At 58.7% G+C, this 16,227-nt stretch carries 17 protein-coding genes; 6 read left to right on the top strand and 11 right to left on the bottom strand.

Going from position 1 to position 16,227, the window contains the following annotated elements; translation table 11 throughout:
* Positions 1-15: 15 nt before the first annotated feature.
* Together GS614_RS00920 and GS614_RS00915 are read right to left on the bottom strand one after the other, a co-directional pair.
* Complete coding sequence (locus GS614_RS00920) at positions 16-1,332, bottom strand: aspartate aminotransferase family protein (RefSeq protein WP_171725298.1); 1,317 nt, start codon at positions 1,330-1,332, stop codon at positions 16-18.
* Positions 1,329-2,102, bottom strand: coding sequence for a 3-keto-5-aminohexanoate cleavage protein (locus GS614_RS00915; protein WP_171725297.1), 774 nt, complete (start codon positions 2,100-2,102; stop codon positions 1,329-1,331). Before GS614_RS00915 ends, GS614_RS00920 begins: the two co-directional genes overlap by 4 nt.
* An 88-nt stretch (positions 2,103-2,190) precedes the next feature.
* Between GS614_RS00915 and GS614_RS00910 the strand changes: the two genes are divergently transcribed.
* A complete protein-coding gene (locus GS614_RS00910; RefSeq protein ID WP_171725296.1) occupies positions 2,191-3,090 on the top strand; it encodes a MurR/RpiR family transcriptional regulator in 900 nt (299 codons plus the stop codon).
* A 65-nt stretch (positions 3,091-3,155) separates the two neighbouring features.
* Here the strand turns inward: GS614_RS00910 and GS614_RS00905 are convergent, their stop codons facing one another.
* Entirely contained in the window at positions 3,156-4,157 is a 1,002-nt protein-coding gene (locus GS614_RS00905; RefSeq protein WP_171665536.1) for a molybdopterin-binding protein, read from the bottom strand.
* Positions 4,154-5,122 carry an XdhC family protein gene (locus tag GS614_RS00900; protein WP_171665538.1) on the bottom strand — a complete coding sequence of 323 codons (969 nt, stop codon included), beginning with the start codon at positions 5,120-5,122 and terminating at the stop codon, positions 4,154-4,156. The genes GS614_RS00905 and GS614_RS00900 overlap by 4 nt, the downstream gene beginning before the upstream one ends.
* A gap of 228 nt (positions 5,123-5,350) precedes the next feature.
* Here GS614_RS00900 and GS614_RS00895 point away from each other — a divergent pair, with 228 nt between their 5' ends.
* On the top strand, positions 5,351-5,851 hold the full coding sequence (locus GS614_RS00895) for a hypothetical protein (RefSeq protein WP_171725295.1): 501 nt from the start codon (positions 5,351-5,353) through the stop codon (positions 5,849-5,851).
* Between the two features lie 4 nt (positions 5,852-5,855).
* Here the strand turns inward: GS614_RS00895 and GS614_RS00890 are convergent, their stop codons facing one another.
* Together GS614_RS00890 and GS614_RS00885 are read right to left on the bottom strand one after the other, a co-directional pair.
* Complete coding sequence (locus tag GS614_RS00890; RefSeq protein ID WP_171725294.1) at positions 5,856-7,115, bottom strand: VWA domain-containing protein; 1,260 nt, start codon at positions 7,113-7,115, stop codon at positions 5,856-5,858.
* 6 nt (positions 7,116-7,121) lie between these two features.
* Entirely contained in the window at positions 7,122-8,030 is a 909-nt protein-coding gene (locus tag GS614_RS00885) for a MoxR family ATPase (protein ID WP_171725913.1), read from the bottom strand.
* 162 nt (positions 8,031-8,192) lie between these two features.
* On the opposite strand from GS614_RS00885, the gene pyrC reads away from it, so the two are divergent.
* Complete coding sequence (gene pyrC, locus GS614_RS00880; protein ID WP_171725293.1) at positions 8,193-9,230, top strand: dihydroorotase; 1,038 nt, start codon at positions 8,193-8,195, stop codon at positions 9,228-9,230.
* Here the strand turns inward: pyrC and GS614_RS00875 are convergent.
* Together GS614_RS00875 and GS614_RS00870 are read right to left on the bottom strand one after the other, a co-directional pair.
* Positions 9,227-10,519: an MmgE/PrpD family protein gene (locus GS614_RS00875; RefSeq protein WP_171725292.1), complete on the bottom strand. Its 1,293-nt coding sequence runs from the start codon at positions 10,517-10,519 to the stop codon at positions 9,227-9,229. The two genes, pyrC and GS614_RS00875, sit on opposite strands and share 4 nt — an antisense overlap.
* A gap of 37 nt (positions 10,520-10,556) precedes the next feature.
* Entirely contained in the window at positions 10,557-11,003 is a 447-nt protein-coding gene (locus tag GS614_RS00870; protein ID WP_171363068.1) for a type II toxin-antitoxin system RatA family toxin, read from the bottom strand.
* A 72-nt stretch (positions 11,004-11,075) separates the two neighbouring features.
* On the opposite strand from GS614_RS00870, the gene hpt reads away from it, so the two are divergent.
* Together hpt and GS614_RS00860 are read left to right on the top strand one after the other, a co-directional pair.
* On the top strand, positions 11,076-11,618 hold the full coding sequence (gene hpt, locus GS614_RS00865) for a hypoxanthine phosphoribosyltransferase (RefSeq protein WP_152457820.1): 543 nt from the start codon (positions 11,076-11,078) through the stop codon (positions 11,616-11,618).
* A gap of 24 nt (positions 11,619-11,642) precedes the next feature.
* The gene (locus GS614_RS00860) at positions 11,643-12,095 is read left to right on the top strand and encodes a hypothetical protein (protein WP_171116189.1); all 453 of its coding nucleotides are present in this window, start codon (positions 11,643-11,645) and stop codon (positions 12,093-12,095) included.
* Positions 12,096-12,106: 11 nt separating this feature from the next.
* On the opposite strand, the gene GS614_RS00855 is transcribed toward GS614_RS00860, so the two are convergent.
* Together GS614_RS00855 and lipA are read right to left on the bottom strand one after the other, a co-directional pair.
* Positions 12,107-13,258 carry an amidohydrolase gene (locus GS614_RS00855; RefSeq protein WP_171725291.1) on the bottom strand — a complete coding sequence of 384 codons (1,152 nt, stop codon included), beginning with the start codon at positions 13,256-13,258 and terminating at the stop codon, positions 12,107-12,109.
* Complete coding sequence (gene lipA / locus GS614_RS00850; protein WP_171116194.1) at positions 13,255-14,205, bottom strand: lipoyl synthase; 951 nt, start codon at positions 14,203-14,205, stop codon at positions 13,255-13,257. The genes GS614_RS00855 and lipA overlap by 4 nt, the downstream gene beginning before the upstream one ends.
* Before the next feature lie 263 nt (positions 14,206-14,468).
* Here lipA and GS614_RS00845 point away from each other — a divergent pair, with 263 nt between their 5' ends.
* Positions 14,469-15,017: a peroxiredoxin gene (locus tag GS614_RS00845; protein ID WP_171168387.1), complete on the top strand. Its 549-nt coding sequence runs from the start codon at positions 14,469-14,471 to the stop codon at positions 15,015-15,017.
* A 48-nt stretch (positions 15,018-15,065) separates the two neighbouring features.
* Here GS614_RS00845 and GS614_RS00840 read toward each other — a convergent pair whose 3' ends face one another.
* Positions 15,066-16,145: a DUF6456 domain-containing protein gene (locus tag GS614_RS00840; protein ID WP_152457815.1), complete on the bottom strand. Its 1,080-nt coding sequence runs from the start codon at positions 16,143-16,145 to the stop codon at positions 15,066-15,068.
* Between the last annotated feature and the right edge of the window lie 82 nt (positions 16,146-16,227).

The raw sequence follows: 16,227 nt of genomic DNA, 5'->3' as shown, positions 1-16,227 counted from the left end.
GTGCTCACGGTATTGTCAGAGAACGGCTGAAAAAGAGCGTTCCAGTTTGCTGACAAGTTCGCCTATCTGCTTGTCATCTATGATGAAAGGCGGCGCAAGAAGTATATGGTCTCCGTTCCGGCCATCCCGGGTGCCCGCCATGGGATAACAGATCAACCCTTCGGCCAGCGCCGCCTTCTTTATCTTTCCGGCAATGCCCAACGATGGATCAAAGGGGGTCTTCGTCTCGCGATCCGCCACCAATTCCACACCCCGGAACAGGCCACGGCCACGCAAATCGCCCACGTTCGGGTGCTGTCCAAACGCGGCTTCCAGTGCGGAATGCAGTTTGCTGCCCATGCGTCCGGCGCGCACCGGCAAATCACCCTCTGTCAGTTCACGGACCACCGCAAGAGCCGCAGCCGTGGCGACAGGATGGCCGACATAGGTATGCCCATGTTGGAAAAACCCTGACCCATCGCGAATTGCGCCGAAAATTTTATCGGTGCACAGCATCGCCCCGATCGGTTGATAGCCTGCGCCCAACCCTTTGGCGATGCACAGAATATCCGGTGCAACTCCGTCGTGATCGCAGGCGAACAGATGACCGGTGCGCCCCATGCCACACATCACCTCATCCAGAATCAGCAGCACGCCATATTGGTCGCAGATTTCCCGGATGCGTTTGAAATACCCCTCAACCGCCGGAACCGCGCCAAGCGTAGCACCGACAACCGGCTCGGCCATGAAAGCCATAACCGTTTCGGGACCAAGGCGCAGAATTTCCGCCTCCAGCTCGTTGGCGACGCGCTGACCATAGTCAAAGCTGCTCTCACCCTCGGGCTTTTCGGCATATTCATAGCAGGCCGAGATATGGGTCATTTCGATCAGCATCGGTGCGAATTGGGCCCGTCTCCAGGCGTTTCCCCCGGCAGACAAGGCCCCCAGAGTGTTGCCATGATAGCTTTGCTTGCGCGCGATCACGTGGCGGCGCTCGGGCTGCCCGATTTCCAGAAAATACTGGCGCGCCAATTTGATGGCCGCTTCGGTCGCCTCGGACCCGCCCGATACGAAATACACCCGGTCCAAATCCCCCGGCGCGTGCTGGATCAGCAGATCGGCCAATGCCTCGGCCGGTTCCGAGGTCATGAACCCGGTATGGGCAAATGCGATCTGTTCCACCTGCTGTTGCACGGCCCGGATCACTGCCGGGTTGGAATGCCCCAGACAGGACACGGCCGCATCGCCGCAATCCAGATATCGCTTGCCGTCGGCATCGATCAGGTAAGCGCCGTCGCCACCCGCTGCGACGGGAAGTTCAGATTTGGTGTGGCGTGGGAAAACATGGCTCATATTCCGGTCCTTCCAAGTGTTTCAACCAAAGCCGCGACCGAAGCCGCGTTGTCCGTCCAGAGCGTGCCATCCGGTGCCGTCAGGCTGTTTTCGAATCCAACACGCAAGTCACCGCCGCGCCGCGCGGTTTCGACCAGACAGTCATGTTCCTGCGTCCCAAAGGCGCACACCATCCAATTGGCCGGGCTGGACGGAAACGCATCCAGATCCGCTGGCACGGATTGCTGATTCTGACTGTAGCGTCCCAACACAAGCAATCGGTCTGTCTGGTCCGGCTGGACGATACCTTTTGACTGCCAGTCTTCCAGCAGCTTCACATCTTCCGTGTCGTAGAGAATATGCTGAACCCGCGTGCCCTGAGCCGCACATAGCGCATAGACCCGAGGTGCAAGATCAAGGGCCCGCGCGATTTCCCGGACTGAAATCGAGGCCCATTCAGGCCGAACCCGTTGCAGGCATTCAAACTGCGACGAGACGTCGAATACGCCTGCTGCCTCGGTGGTGATCTGAACATCCATGCCCGGCACCACCCTATTCAGCTCCGCAATTGTTTCGCGATACAATCCGGCATCCAACGTGTGGTGTCCGTCGGCATCCCGTACATGCAGGTGTATGCCATTCGCCCCAGCCTCGTGGCAGCCCCGCGCCGTTGCGACGATCTGATCCGTCGTGACTGGCAAGGCCGGGTGATCCGCGCGGCCCCGCCGGGCCCCGTTCGGAGCAACCAGTATATATGGTTTCGAGGTGGTTTTCACTGTGCTCTCGGTCATTGCGCCCTCGTGTTCGTCTGTCCTCAGCTAATGAGCTCAAGTTTCGTTTTCAATTTACCAATTAGAGAACATATGTTTTGCTTGCCACATGACCCGCGCTCTAACTGCCATCGTTACGCAAATGCGCCGCGAGATCGATGAAATGCCTGCGCAAATGCAGGTCGCTGTAAAGTACATCATCGATCATCCCGCCGAGTTCGCGTTGAATTCGATCCGCACCACCACCGATCGCATCGGCATCAGCTCGAACGTTCTGATCCGGCTGGCGCAACGCATGGGGTATGACAGCTTTGACGCTTTTCGGCGCCCATTTCGAAACGCTCTGACAACCGATGGTGAGGACAGGTTTGGGCAGGATTGGCTGGAACACCTAAAGGAACAAGGACAGTTTGGTGCGGCGCAGGCACGATTTGCGCAGAACGAAATAAATGTCGTGGCCAGATCGCTGCGTCTCATGGCCCCCCATTTGACGGAACAGGCCGTCGCGCACATCAGATCGGCGCGTCGCTGTTATGTGACGGCCACACGATCCAGCCACGCGCTGGCCTATTACTTTCACTACGCTGCACGCATGGCCCATCCCGGGCTTCAGCTGGTGCCCCGCCACATGGGTTCGGCCATCGATGATCTGGTCGAAGCCACCGCCGAGGATTGTCTGTTTGCCATCACGGTTCACCCCTATTCCGCCGACACGATTCAGGCGATGCGGTATGCTCGGGGCCGGTCGATGCGCATCGTCCTGTTGTCGGATAGCGAGGTCATCGCCCCGGGGGTTGAACCGGATGTCGTCCTGCCTGTCAGCACGCGAACCTTGCACCCGTTTTCCAGTTTTTCGGGGGCAATGGCTGTTCTTGAATGCCTGCTGGGCCATTTGTTTGACGCCGGCGGAGAGACCGCCAGAGAAAGAGTAGATGCCTATCAGAAAGCGCGGGAAGATACCGGTGCGTATTGGCGACCCGGCGTATTGCCAAAGCTCAGAAAACCATAAGCCGGTTCGGTCAAAGCCTCTGGGGTCAACCTCAGAATTCAGCCCCGCTCAGGATCAGCGGCGGATCATTCTTTTCGTTTGGCGCGCGGCTGCGGTCTGGTCGGGATTTCCTTCAGCAATCCTCCGACACCCATTCCGGCAATATCCGATCCGGTCGTTTTGATCCCGCAGGCAACCCGTGACAGAACCCAATCCGCCCCGTTCAACGCCGAAGATCGCGCGCATCCGGGCAACCCGATCACCGGTCGATCCTGCATCGCACCCAGAAACAGCAGGTTTCCCGGATCAACCGGCATCCCGAACCGATCCACCCGCCCGCCGGCAAACCGAACAGCAGACGGGGCAACATCGTCCGGATCCGAGGTCGCGGATCCGGTCAGGATCATGAGCAGATCACCGGTCGTTCTGGAAACCGCCTTGGCCAGCGCATCCACGCGATGCGGCACGATCTGCACATCACACAAATCCAGACCCAGGGCTTCGGTCCGTCCGCGAATGGCGGCGATCCCCTTGTCGTTGGGCGGGCCGCCGCGGATATCGGTGACGATCAAACCTGCCGTCTTGTGAACGGGTCTTGCCAGACGCACGGCCCCTTGCGCCAAATTGGCGGCCCGCCGAACATCAGCCTCTGGCACGGCATATGAGATGACCTTGATGGTGGCGACCATGCCATTCGGGCCCATCTGCTGGTATTGCGGAACCGTCGCAACCGTGATCATCGGGTTGACCTGATTGAACATTTCCAACGCATCCACATCCAGAACCGCCACGCCCGGCCCGTCCGCCAACAGGTTGACCCGGCCGGTGAACGCGTCGGTCACGCGCAGATTGGCCGACGCCGCATCTGGCGCAAGAGCTGCGGCCAAACGACGTGCGGCCTCGTCTTCGTGACAATCGCCGGGTTCAAGGCGCGCAACGATCACTTCGCGGATGCCCGCCTGCGTCAACTGCGCCACATGCTCTGCTTGCAGTGACAGCCCCTTGCGCAGCTTTTGACCGTCAGCCGTCACCGAATGGGCCAGAATGGCGCCTTTTGCTTCGGAGACGGGTACCGGACCAAACCTCATGCCTTGCCTCGCAGAACGGCCGTCATCTGCGCCAGAATTGCAACGGCAATCTCGGATGGGCCGGCAGCCCCGATATCCAACCCGATTGGCCCATGAATCCTCGAGATTTGCTCATCACTGAAACCCGCCGCCTTCATACGTTCGACGCGTTTGGAATGGGTGCGTGTCGATCCCAATGCACCGATATAGAACACATCCGCATCCAGTGCAGCTTGCAATGCCGGATCATCCAGCTTTGGATCATGTGTCAGCAGGACAATTGCGGTGCGCGCATCCAACCCGAGTTTTGCAACGGCCTCATCCGGCCAATCCGTAAGGATCGTTTCCCCCGGAAAACGGGCGCTGGATGCAAACGCGTCGCGCGGGTCTATTATGGCCGGATCATACCCGGCAATTCGCGCCATCGGCACCAATGCCTGTGCGATATGCACCGCACCAACAACGATCAATCGCAGCGGCGGGTTGTGAACAGCCACAAAGGTCTGACCATCTTCTTCAAAACCAGACCGATCCATGCGCAGCCGTTCCGCATAGGCGTTACGACGCAAGGCTCTGTGCCCGGTATCGATGTTGACTTCGTAAGCGATTGGTTCACGCGCTGCGCGGGCTGCAACCAGTTCCGCAAGCATCGGTTCAGGCAGCACCTTTCCAACGGGTTCGACAAGAACGCGAATGGTCCCGCCACAGGCCAGCCCGACCGCAAATGCATCTTCGTCGCTCACTCCGAATTCCAGCAAGCGGGCTTCGCCTTCGTCAATGGCCTCAAGCGCCTCGACGATCACCGCGCCTTCGACACAGCCGCCAGACACAGAGCCCTCGATCCGACCATCGCCGCCGATCACCAGCTGGGAACCCACCCGGCGTGGCGCGCTGCCCCAGGTTTCGACAACCGTGGCAAGCGCGGCGCCGCTGCCATTGCGGTGCCACTTCAATGCCGTTTCCGGGCTGTTGTCGAATCGTTCCATCAGGACCTCCAGACGTCGTCTGTCTCCAACATAGGCAGGATTGGCGGGATGAAAAGCGCAACGCCCCTGTCAAAACGTCTATGTTGAACCCTGCAAGCCGATGCTAAAGCCTGAACAATATTCAATAAATCATAGTATTGATTGTTATGGGCCCGGGTTTTAGCTTGTGCGGGCAGCGGGCCAGTTGCCCAAGCTGCATACCAAACACATTTTTTCGGAGACAAGCAGTTGAAACATTATCTCGCATTGGGCGCAGTGGTTGGCCTTTTGGCTTCGACCGCAGCGTGGGCTGACACATTCGAACGTTATGGAGAGGTCGAGGGCTGGAAAGTCTTCATCGACAACGAAAAGAAATCCTGCCTGATCGAGGCCGTGGACGATGCGGAAAACGTCGTTCAGATGGGCCTGACCGAAGATCGCGGCGTGGGGTATGTGGGGGTGTTCACCAAAGCCGATACCGACATCAAACGTGGCGAAACACAAGAAGTGGCCATCCTGATCGGGGACAACATCTATCTGGGTGAAGCCACAGGTATGAAAGGCAACATCACCAAGGGTTATTCCGGCGGCTATGTTCTGTCAGACAACCCGCAATTCGCGGATGATCTGGCCAAGAAAAAGGTCATGATCGTGTTCCCCGAGACATCCTATGCATTTACCGTCGATCTGACCGGCACCTACAAGGCCATGGAAATGGCCCGGAAGTGCAACGAAGAACAGTTGTCGTAACGGTCTAATCGTAAAGCGCGGCCATCAGCCGTGCTTTCTGCCCCTGGTCGTCAGGTTGTGAAATCACGGCGGCCAGATCCTCGAGCGAGGCAATCGAGTGCCCTGCCCTGAAACTGTCGACATGGGGCAGCATGGCCGCCACCCCCTGGGCCTTGGGGGCAAACCCGTCCCAGCGCAGCAGAGGGTTCAGCCAGATCAGGCGTTTGGAGGACAGGTGCAGCCGCTCGATCTCTTTCTCAAGGGTCTCCGGGTCACCCCGTTCCAAACCGTCGGTGATCAAAAGAACAACCGCACCTTGCCCCATGACACGTCTTGACCAATCTCTGTTGAACTGATGCAGACAGTCGCCGATGCGTGTGCCCCCTTCCCAGTCCTGTGCCTCGGCCCCGGCAGCGGCGAGCGCTGCGTCGACATCCCGATGATGCAAGTGGCGGGTTATGTTGGTCAGGCGCGTGCCGAACGTGAAGGCATGAACCTTGGCCCAACCCGCCCCCTTGGCGTTCGAGACCGTGTGCAGGAAATGCAGAATGACTCGGCTGTATTGGCTCATCGAGCCCGAGATATCGCAAAGCGCAACTAGATTTGGCCATCGCGGTTTGGGTTGCAGCCGGGCGATATCACGCAATTCGCCCCCTTGCCGCATGGCTGCGCGCAAGGTGCGGGCACGATCGATACGGTGCCCCAGATGGCTGGCCTGTCCGCGGCGCGATTCAATGGGTTTGACCGGCAGGGTCATCCGCGCCAATACGCGTTTGGCTTGCGCGATTTCTGCGGTGCTCATCTGTTCGAAGTCCAGGTTGCGAAGACGCTCTTCGGACGATGCCGTTTGCGTGGCGTCAATCTCGATTTCGGTTTCGCCTTCATCTTGCGCAGCCGGCTGGGGCGCGTCACGTTCGACACCATCCAGCAGGGCCTCGGCTGCGCGCTTTTCACCGGCATCCGCCTTGCGCTCCTCTTGCACGCCCCGAATGGCAGGAAGCATCATGGCCATCATGTGTTCCATGTATCGCGGGTCGCGCCAGTACATTCGGAAGACCTGCGCAAACACCGTGCGATGTTCGGGGCGGTTCACGAAACAGGCGTGCAGCGTCCAGTAGAAATCCCGTTTCTGGGTAAAACCCGCGGCTTGTACCGCACGAATTGCATCGATCACCCGCCCTGGACCAATCGGCAGCCCCGCCTTCCGCAGCGCGCGGGCAAAATGGGTGATGTTCTGCGCCAGCTTCGGGTTGTCGGGAATCTCCAGCGGGATTTGCTCGGCCATAGCGCGTCAGGCCGGCTCAAGGGTCGCTTTGGCCTCATCCAGAATGCGCTTGGCCTCAGACCCTTGCAGCTTCTGGATGTCGTCCTGATATTTCAGGATCGCCCCCAGCGTGTCACCGATCACCTCGGGACTAAGGTTCATCACGTCCAGCGCCAGCAGACATTTGGCCCAGTCAATGGTTTCGGCCACGCCGGGTTTCTTGAACAGATCCTCGGTGCGCAGACGCTGAACGAAAGCCACGACTTCGCGGCTGAGCGCATCGGCGGCCTCGGGCGCGCGCGCGTGCAGAATTTCGATCTCGCGTTCAAAATCGGGATAATCGACCCAGTGATACAGGCAGCGACGCTTGAGGGCATCGTGCACTTCGCGAGTCCGGTTCGACGTGACAATCACAATGGGTGGTTGGGGTGCTGCAACGGTGCCCAGTTCAGGGATCGTGACCTGAAAATCACTGAGAGCTTCCAGCAGAAAGGCTTCGAACGGTTCATCGGTCCGGTCCAGTTCGTCGATCAGAAGAACCGGTGCTCCGTTTTCGTCGGGGCGCATTGCTTGCAGCAAGGGGCGTTCGATCAGGTATTCATCCGAAAACAGTTCCGCCTGCAACGCGCCCCGGTCGGCCCCGCCCGAAGCTTCGGCCGTTCGGATCGCAACCATCTGCGCCGGAAAGTTCCATTCGTAAACGGCCGAGGACGCGTCCAGACCTTCGTAGCACTGCAACCGGATCAAACGGCGGTTCAGACCGGATGCCAGCGCCTTGGCGATTTCCGTTTTGCCAACTCCGGCCTCGCCTTCCAGAAACAACGGGCGTCCAAGCTTCAGCGACAGGAACACAACCGTGGCAAGGGCCCGCCCGCAGACATAGCCCTGACGTCCCAGCATCTGCTGCACGGCATCGATGGAAAATGGCTGCGTCATGGAAATCCTCTCTACTTCGCCGACAAACAGGTCACGCAAGCGCCTTTGCGTCAAGGCCCTAGCCCCTGTCAGAGCTACGACGTTCCGGTTGGTTGACAAGTTTTTTTGGCAACTCGTTCCGGGCTGGTTGGTCTTTCGGGGCAGCTATGCTAGCGGAAGGCCATGACTGATACCCTCACGATCCGCCGCCCCGACGATTGGCATCTGCATCTGCGCGATGGCGCCATGTTGCAGGCCGTTCTGCCCGAAACTGCACGTCATTTCGCCCGTGCAATCATAATGCCGAACCTCGTGCCGCCGGTTGTGCGCGGGGATCAGGCCGCCACTTATCGCGACAGAATCCTGGCCGCCCTGCCCGACGGCATGGTGTTCGAGCCACTGATGACCCTGTACCTGACCGAGGATACAGATGCGCAGGACGTCGCCACCGCCCATGCCAGCGGGCTGATAAAAGCGGTCAAGCTGTACCCCGCAGGGGCCACGACCAATTCGGCCTCGGGCGTGCGTGACTTTGACAAAGTGCGCCCGGTTCTGGAGAAAATGGCCGAGATCGGCCTGCCCATGTGTGTCCATGGTGAAGTGACCGACGCCGAGATCGACATCTTTGACCGCGAGGCCGTGTTCATCGACCGCGTTCTGGACCCAATCCGAAAATCGACGCCGGGTCTGCGCGTGGTGATGGAACATATCACCACGTCCAATGGCGTGGACTATGTCAAAGCCAACGAAACGGATCTGGGTGCGACGATCACCGCGCACCACCTGATCATCAACCGCAACCATATTCTGGTGGGCGGGATCAAACCGCATTACTATTGCCTGCCGGTCGCCAAGCGCGAGGAACATCGCCAGGCTTTGCTGGCTGCCGCCACCTCGGGCGACCCGAGGTTCTTCCTGGGCACGGACAGCGCTCCGCACACGGATGCAAACAAAGAAATGGCCTGCGGCTGTGCGGGGTGTTTCACCGCGACGAATACCATGTCTCTGGTGGCCGAGATGTTCGACCGCGAAGGTGCACTGGACAAGCTCGAGGCGTTCGTCTCGCTCAACGGGCCGGGCTTTTACCGCCTGCCTGTGAACGAAGAGACGATTACCCTGACCAAAGGCGAGCCGGTTGCATACCCGTCAAAGATCGACACGGGCGATGGACCTGTCACGTTGTTCGACCCCGGTTTTCCGCTGCACTGGCGCGTGGCTTAACCCGCCATACGTTCGGCCAGATCACGGGCGCGACCGCCGGTGCGCAGCATCGACCAGATCGCGTCCGCCTCATCCGTTCCGATCAGCTTCGACGCTTTGGCGCGCACACGATCCTCGCGGTCAGACCGCGACATTGGGGTCAGCAGGTCATGCGTCGCCTCGCGGCGGATACCGTCGCGACGCAGCAAGGCCAGATGCGCCTGCGTTTCCGACAGGTTTTCATCCGCTTCGACCGTGATGCGATCTTGCAGAGACGTAATGCGCGGGTCCGCGCAGACCTTGTCGGTGTAGCTGCCCGGCAAAGCCGTATCATACCCCAGCGCCTGCATTGCGATGACCGTCCGGTAAGAGAACTTGGCCCCCAGCCCGGTTGTGGGCGAAAGCTGATTGCACACACTCATCCAACGGGGATGGGTTTTGATTTTGATCTCGGCCACTTCGGGTTCCGCGATGTCTAGCGCGCGCGCCGCCTCCAACGCCGCGTGCAGGCCGTGACAACAGGCGTGGAACTTGTGGCTTACCGTTTCGAACAACCATTCATCGCCCAAACCATCCAGCGCGCTTTGATCCGCTGCACCCTGATGGGTCGCGCCAAATCCATACGTGCCTTCCAGCGCGTCGGCGTTGGGTTGAAATCCACGCTGAACAAGCACAGCCGCCTCGACCCCTGCCGAAGCGGCAAGCCCGGCATTGTAAGGCTTGCCCATTGTTCCGAACTGGGCCTTCAGCCCGGCCGCGCGCGTTGCCGTCAAACCCAATACGGACCGCATCTGAACCTTGTCGAATCCAAGCAACCGCCCCACGGCGACAGCGGCCCCGAATGCACCGGATGTCGCTGTCTGGTGAAACCCGGCCTGATAATGCCCCCTGCCCAGCCACAGGCCGACACGGATTGACGTCTCCATACCAACCAGCGCGGCTTCGAGCAGATCAACCAGAATTCGGTCATCCCACTCGGCTACGGCAAGGGCCGCAGGCAGGATGGCGACTGATGGATGCCCGATATGCGCGAAATGCGTGTCATCGTAATCCAGCGCGTGGGATATGGTTCCATTCACCAAAGCTGCGCCGCGCAATGGGGCCGCGCCCCCTCCGAACAGATGGGCCTGAGCGTTCCCGCCCTCGGCCAGAACCATATCGCGTACTATGCAGGATACCGGCTCGGACGCCCCTGCACGACCAACCGCCATCCAATCCAGAACGGACAGCGACGTGACAATCCGCGCTTGAGCCGTCGTTGAAACCGGGCCCGCCGCGAAGGTGGCCAATGCTGCTGTGAAATCCGTCATGAGCGCAGTCTAGCGTGCGCCCTTGCCGCGTAAAGACCTAGCCGTAGAGTTCTTTCGCACGCGCCTCGAATGCGCGGACGATCCGCTGCATGGCTTCGTTGAACACAACGCCGATGATCCCCTGAAGGATGGCGTTCTTGAATTCGAAATCCACATGGAACGAGATGTTGCACCCCCCGTCGGGCGCGTCCTCGAACTGCCAGTCGGATTTCATGTATTTGAAAGGCCCGTCCAGATACTCGGTATCGATATTCTTCTGATCTGGAAACAGGGTCACCCGGCTGCCGAACCGTTCGCGAAACACCTTGAACGAAATGACCAGATCGGCCTCCATCACCTCGGCCGCACCGACCGCATAGGTCTTGCGGATCCGGGCCGCGGCGCACCAGGGCAGAAACTTTGGGTAGCTGCCCACATCCGCAACAAGATCATACATCTGCTGGGCTGTGTATGGCAGGTGGCGGGTTTCCGAATGGATTGGCATGATGTCCGGTATTTGCAGGTGACAATGGCGCGTCATGTCGTATGTTGCGCGCCAAAGATCAAGGGGGCTGCGATGACTAACCGCGCTTATGTGATAGATGAGATGATCTCGGCCAAGGCCATCGCGGCGCGGATCGAAGAGTTATGCCGCGAAATCACGGATGAGTTCGGCGACACGGACAAGCTTGTCGTCGTAGGATTGCTGCGCGGCAGTTTCGTCTTCATCGCCGATCTGGTGCGGGAACTGGACCTGCCGATCGAAGTGGATTTCCTTGAGGCGTCCTCGTATGGCGATTCGATGGAGAGCAGCCGGGAAGTACGCATTCTCAAGGACTTGCGCGGCGCCATCGAAGGCCGCGACGTGCTGGTGGTCGAAGATATCGTCGACACCGGACACACGCTGAACCACGTCACCAACCTGCTGCGCAGCCGCAAGCCGAAACGGCTCAAGTCGATTGCCCTGCTCGACAAACCCAGCCGTCGCGAAGTTGATTTCCGGTCAGACTGGATAGGCTTTGAAATTCCCGATGAATTCGTCGTGGGTTACGGGATCGATTACGCTCAGCGCAACCGCAACCTGCCGTTTATCGGCAAAGTCCGGTTCACCGAGGACTAGCCGCACTTTACCCGGGCAATTTGAGTGGCTACCCAGCGCCTCAAATTCAAAAACCCGAATAATAATAGACAAACTTATTTGCGCGCCCTTACTCTTCCTATCAGCTCGGGAGGATTATGGATGAAGCGTGTAGTTGCGACAGCCGGCGTCGTTATAGCGATCGTGGCACTTGCAAGTTCGGGTGCTGCAAAAGACAACAAGGGCAAAGGGCAAGGTGCCAATAAAAACAAGGTAGAGAAATCCATCAAGTCAAACGGCAAAGCCGTACCGCCCGGTCAAATCAAAAGATACACGCGCGGGCAGAAGCTGCCGGGTGATCTGAGTTTTGACTATATCGACGATCTCGACAACTGGAAGCTCAAGCCTTTGGGGCCCGGCCAGCGCTATATCCGGGTGGATGATGAAATACTCTCGATATCTGATGATACAAAGACAGTTATAGAAGCCTTTGGAATCGTTGGTGATCTGGTCAAATAAGTGGATGGCGTCTAGTAGGTGTTGCTAAGTGCGACATCAATCGCGCTCAGGAAAACCCCGGTTCCAATCGGAATAAGCGCATCCGGGAAATCGTAATCCGGGTTGTGCAGTTGCGGATGGTCCTGCCCCGCCCCCAACCAGAACATGGCCGCCTGCGCGCCTTTGCCAAATTGGCCGAAGTCTTCGGAAAAACGCTGTGGCTGATCGACCAGCCTGCACGCGACGCCCCGATCGGCACAGGCTTTGGCCAAAACCGAAACGGTTTCACGGTCATTGACGCAGGCTTCGAACACCTCGTCATAGCTGATTTCGAACGCCAGACCTTCGGCCTCCGCCGTCTTTCTGACCAGAGTTTCGGCCTCGGTCATCAGGCTTTCCATCCGCGCGTCCGAAACCGTACGCAGGGTCACCCACAGTTCGGCCTGTCCTGGTGCGACACCGACTGTGCGCTCGCCCAGAGTGGCATGGGTGACCGTGGTCAAAGCGTAGGTGTCATCCAAGTCGCCACCCGCCCCCAAGTTGGCCAATGCCGGAATCAACGTGGACAATGCAACTGCCGGTGACACGCCGTCCTGAGGGGCCGCTGCGTGTGAGGTTTTGCCTGTCAGAACGATTTGCATCCCGCGCGAGGCACAATTCGCGGGACCTTCACACAGTTCCACGGCGCCCAGCGCCAGCCCCGGCAAATTATGCAGAGACAGCACGATGTCAGGGGCAACCTCAGCGAACTGAGGATCGGCCCGATATGCAATCGCACCATGTCCGGTTTCCTCGGCGGGTTGGAAGATCAGAACCACGCGGCCAGATTTTGGGCGCTGTTCCTTCAACGCCTCCGCCACCCCGAGAACCATCACCATGTGGCCATCATGGCCGCACAGATGCCCCTTGCCTGCAATCCGAGATGTATATTCCAGATCCGAGAGTTCCTGAATTGGCAGCCCATCCAGTTCGCATCGAATTCCAACTGTGGGGCCGGGAACACCGCTTTCGTAAACGGCCGCAACACCGTGCCCGCCGATGCCGCACAAAACCCTGTCCGCACCCGCTTGGCGCAAAAGATCCGCAACCCGCGCCGCGGTATTCTCCTCCTGCCCCGAAAGCTCTGGCTGTTGGTGAAACTCGTGGCGCAGGCGGATGAGCTGCGCGATCCGCTCCGGCGTCACGCTTGCTGTAGCTTTGCTTGCCGGGCCGCGCGAAGCCGGGCGAAATCGTCGCCCGCGTGGTATGAAGACCGGGTCAGAGGCGTCGCGGATACCATCAGGAACCCCTTGCCATAAGCCGCCTTTTCGTAAGATGCGAACTCTTCCGGGGTTACGAACCGATCCACTCCGTGATGTTTCGGTGTCGGTTGCAGGTACTGGCCGATGGTCAGGAAATCGATATCCGCCGCGCGCATGTCATCCATGACCTGACGCACTTGCTGTTCGTTTTCGCCCAACCCGACCATGATGCCCGATTTGGTGAAGATCGACGGATCAAGTTCTTTCACCCGCTGTAGCAGACGCAGGGAATGAAAGTACCGCGCCCCCGGGCGCACTTCGGGGTAGAGACCCGGTACCGTTTCCAGATTGTGGTTGAACACATCCGGTTTCGCTTCGACCACAATTTCAAGGACCGTGCTGTCGCATTTCAGGAAATCCGGCGTCAGAATCTCGATCGTGGTTTTCGGAGAACGATGACGTACCGCGCGAATTGTCTGCGCAAAGTGCTCGGCCCCGCCGTCTTGCAGGTCGTCACGGTCCACCGAGGTGATCACCACGTGGTTCAGGCCAAGTTTTTCGACCGCATGGGCCACGCGACCCGGCTCAAACGCGTCAAGGTCGTCGGGGCGACCGGTTGCAATGTTGCAGAAGGTGCAGCCGCGCGTACAAATCTCGCCCATGATCATCATGGTGGCATGACCTTGGCTCCAGCATTCTCCTACGTTGGGGCACCCCGCTTCTTCGCAGACCGTCACCAGATTGTTGTCGCGCATGATCCGCCGCGTATCCGCATAGCCCTTGCCACCGGGTGCCTTGACCCTGATCCAGTTCGGCTTTTTGGGCTGTGCATTGTCCGGACGATGGGCTTTTTCCGGATGGCGCTCTTCGGGGATCTTCAGATCTCGCACGGTCGTTTTCCTGACTTTGGGTCAACTCTTCTTGCTCATAACATAGTCAGAAGCGCGGTGTTAGACCAGCGGCGCATAGCCGCTATGCGTTGTACCCTCGCAAGCGCAGAAATACTTCATGCGCGTATTCGTATTTGCGATTTAATTTCAATATCTAGCAAGACGTTGACCTTATTCGCAATCGCAGCGTTTACGCGATTGAATGCGGTTTAGAACTGTTTTAGTTCACACCAAAATCATATGTGAATCACAGGAGTTTGACTATGAAAACCGGCGCAAAACTGCCCGACGTGACCTTTCACACCCGTGTCCGTGACGATTCCATCGAAGGACCAAACCCATTCCGTTGGGAAGACAAGACGACAGCTGACTATTTCGCCGGTAAGCGCGTAATCCTGTTCTCATTGCCGGGTGCGTTCACCCCGACCTGTTCGACTTATCAGCTGCCTGGGTTTGAGAACGGCTATGCCGATTTCAAGGCCATGGGGATCGACGAAATATACTGCATGTCCGTCAACGACAGTTTCGTGATGAACAAATGGGCCCAGGATCAGGACCTGAAGAACGTGAAAGTCATCCCCGACGGATCGGGGGAGTTCACCCGGAAAATGGGCATGTTGGTCGACAAGGACAATCTGGGTTTCGGAATGCGCTCGTGGCGCTATGCGGCCATCGTCAATGATGGCGTTGTCGAGGCGTGGTTCGAAGAGCCCGGCCTGATGGATAATTGCCCAGAAGATCCCTATGGCGTGTCCTCGCCGGAAAACCTGATGAAACACCTGAAGGCGTCAGCAGAACCTGAAATGGCCTAAGCCTCAAATCCAAAGAAAAGGCCCGTATACACCGGGCCTTATTTCTGATCAGCCGATCATCCGATCTCGTTCCGCCTGTTCCTGATAATGCCGTTTCAGCCGTTGCAGGGCGATCCTCAGGACGATTTTGCCGGACCGCGCTGACCAACCCATTCGCTTTTCCGCCAGCTCCAACCCTTCCAGATAGCAACAGCATCGCAACGCAACATCACTCAGACCCGGTCCCAGGTCGGACAAGGCCCGTGCAACGCGGTCCTTCGCATCAGAAGCCCCCTTTCCTCCATGGCTTTCACTGTCAAAGCTGCTTCGACCACCTGTCGTCAGAAAACGATCCCAGTTCTGCGAAACCTGAGGGCCGATCTGTGCCAGCTCAAAATCTTCGCGCAAGCGCTCGCCGGCGCTGACGAGTGAGTCATCCAGAAACGGTTTTCCGTCACGATCCCGTCTGCGCGACAATGCTATCAGCGGGCTTTCCGCAGCACTGTACCGAATGCGTTTGACCCGCTCGGCGGACCCGCCCGAAGGCTTGCCCTGAAAGCTACTCTGAGCTTCGGCAAAACCAAAGTCAGTCCCGGCACGTGCCTTGTTTTCTGCCTTGGCGATCAAATGGCTTAGCGCCGTTCGTCCCGCTGCGGAAATCCGATATCGCGAAATGCGTCCGGGATTGTCGCAGGTGATCCAGTCTTTCAAAGCCAAGGCCTGCGCGATCCTGCATTCTACGACTGCGGTTCTTGTAGCCCCGGCATTGCCGGTGTCGCGTACGACGACCGCCTTGTCCATTTCCTCGGCCACGGCAAGGACCGAACCCGTCTCGCTCAGGCGGCGCAACACACGCAGTGCCTCATTTTCAAATTCTTCTTCAGCCGCGTTTTCTGACCCGCTTGCCGGGCCGTCGGCGCACTCCGAAGCGGAAAAATGTGTCTCTGCGAGCGATTGCAAGGCCGCATCCACCAATGGATCGTCGCGGCGCATTTCGATGCGTCGAATTTGCCTGAGGATAGTTGACGCATGGCACCCGGCTGATCGCGCGATATCGCGGATCGAGCGACCGGTCTCGGTATGAGCAAGGTATCTTTGCGCCCCTTCTGGAACCCATGCCGGAATGGTGAAAGCCATGTTGTTTTCCATAATTATTTGCCCTCGTCGACAAAACAAACTGCCACTTTTCGCCCTCGGAATGTGGGTTAACCAAATCTAACTAGAGGTCCAT

It is taken from the genome of Ruegeria sp. HKCCD6604 (assembly GCF_013110635.1).
Taxonomy (GTDB): domain Bacteria; phylum Pseudomonadota; class Alphaproteobacteria; order Rhodobacterales; family Rhodobacteraceae; genus Ruegeria.
The sequence above is the reverse complement of the archived record's forward strand: the minus strand, read 5'-3'. Positions and strand labels throughout refer to the sequence as shown.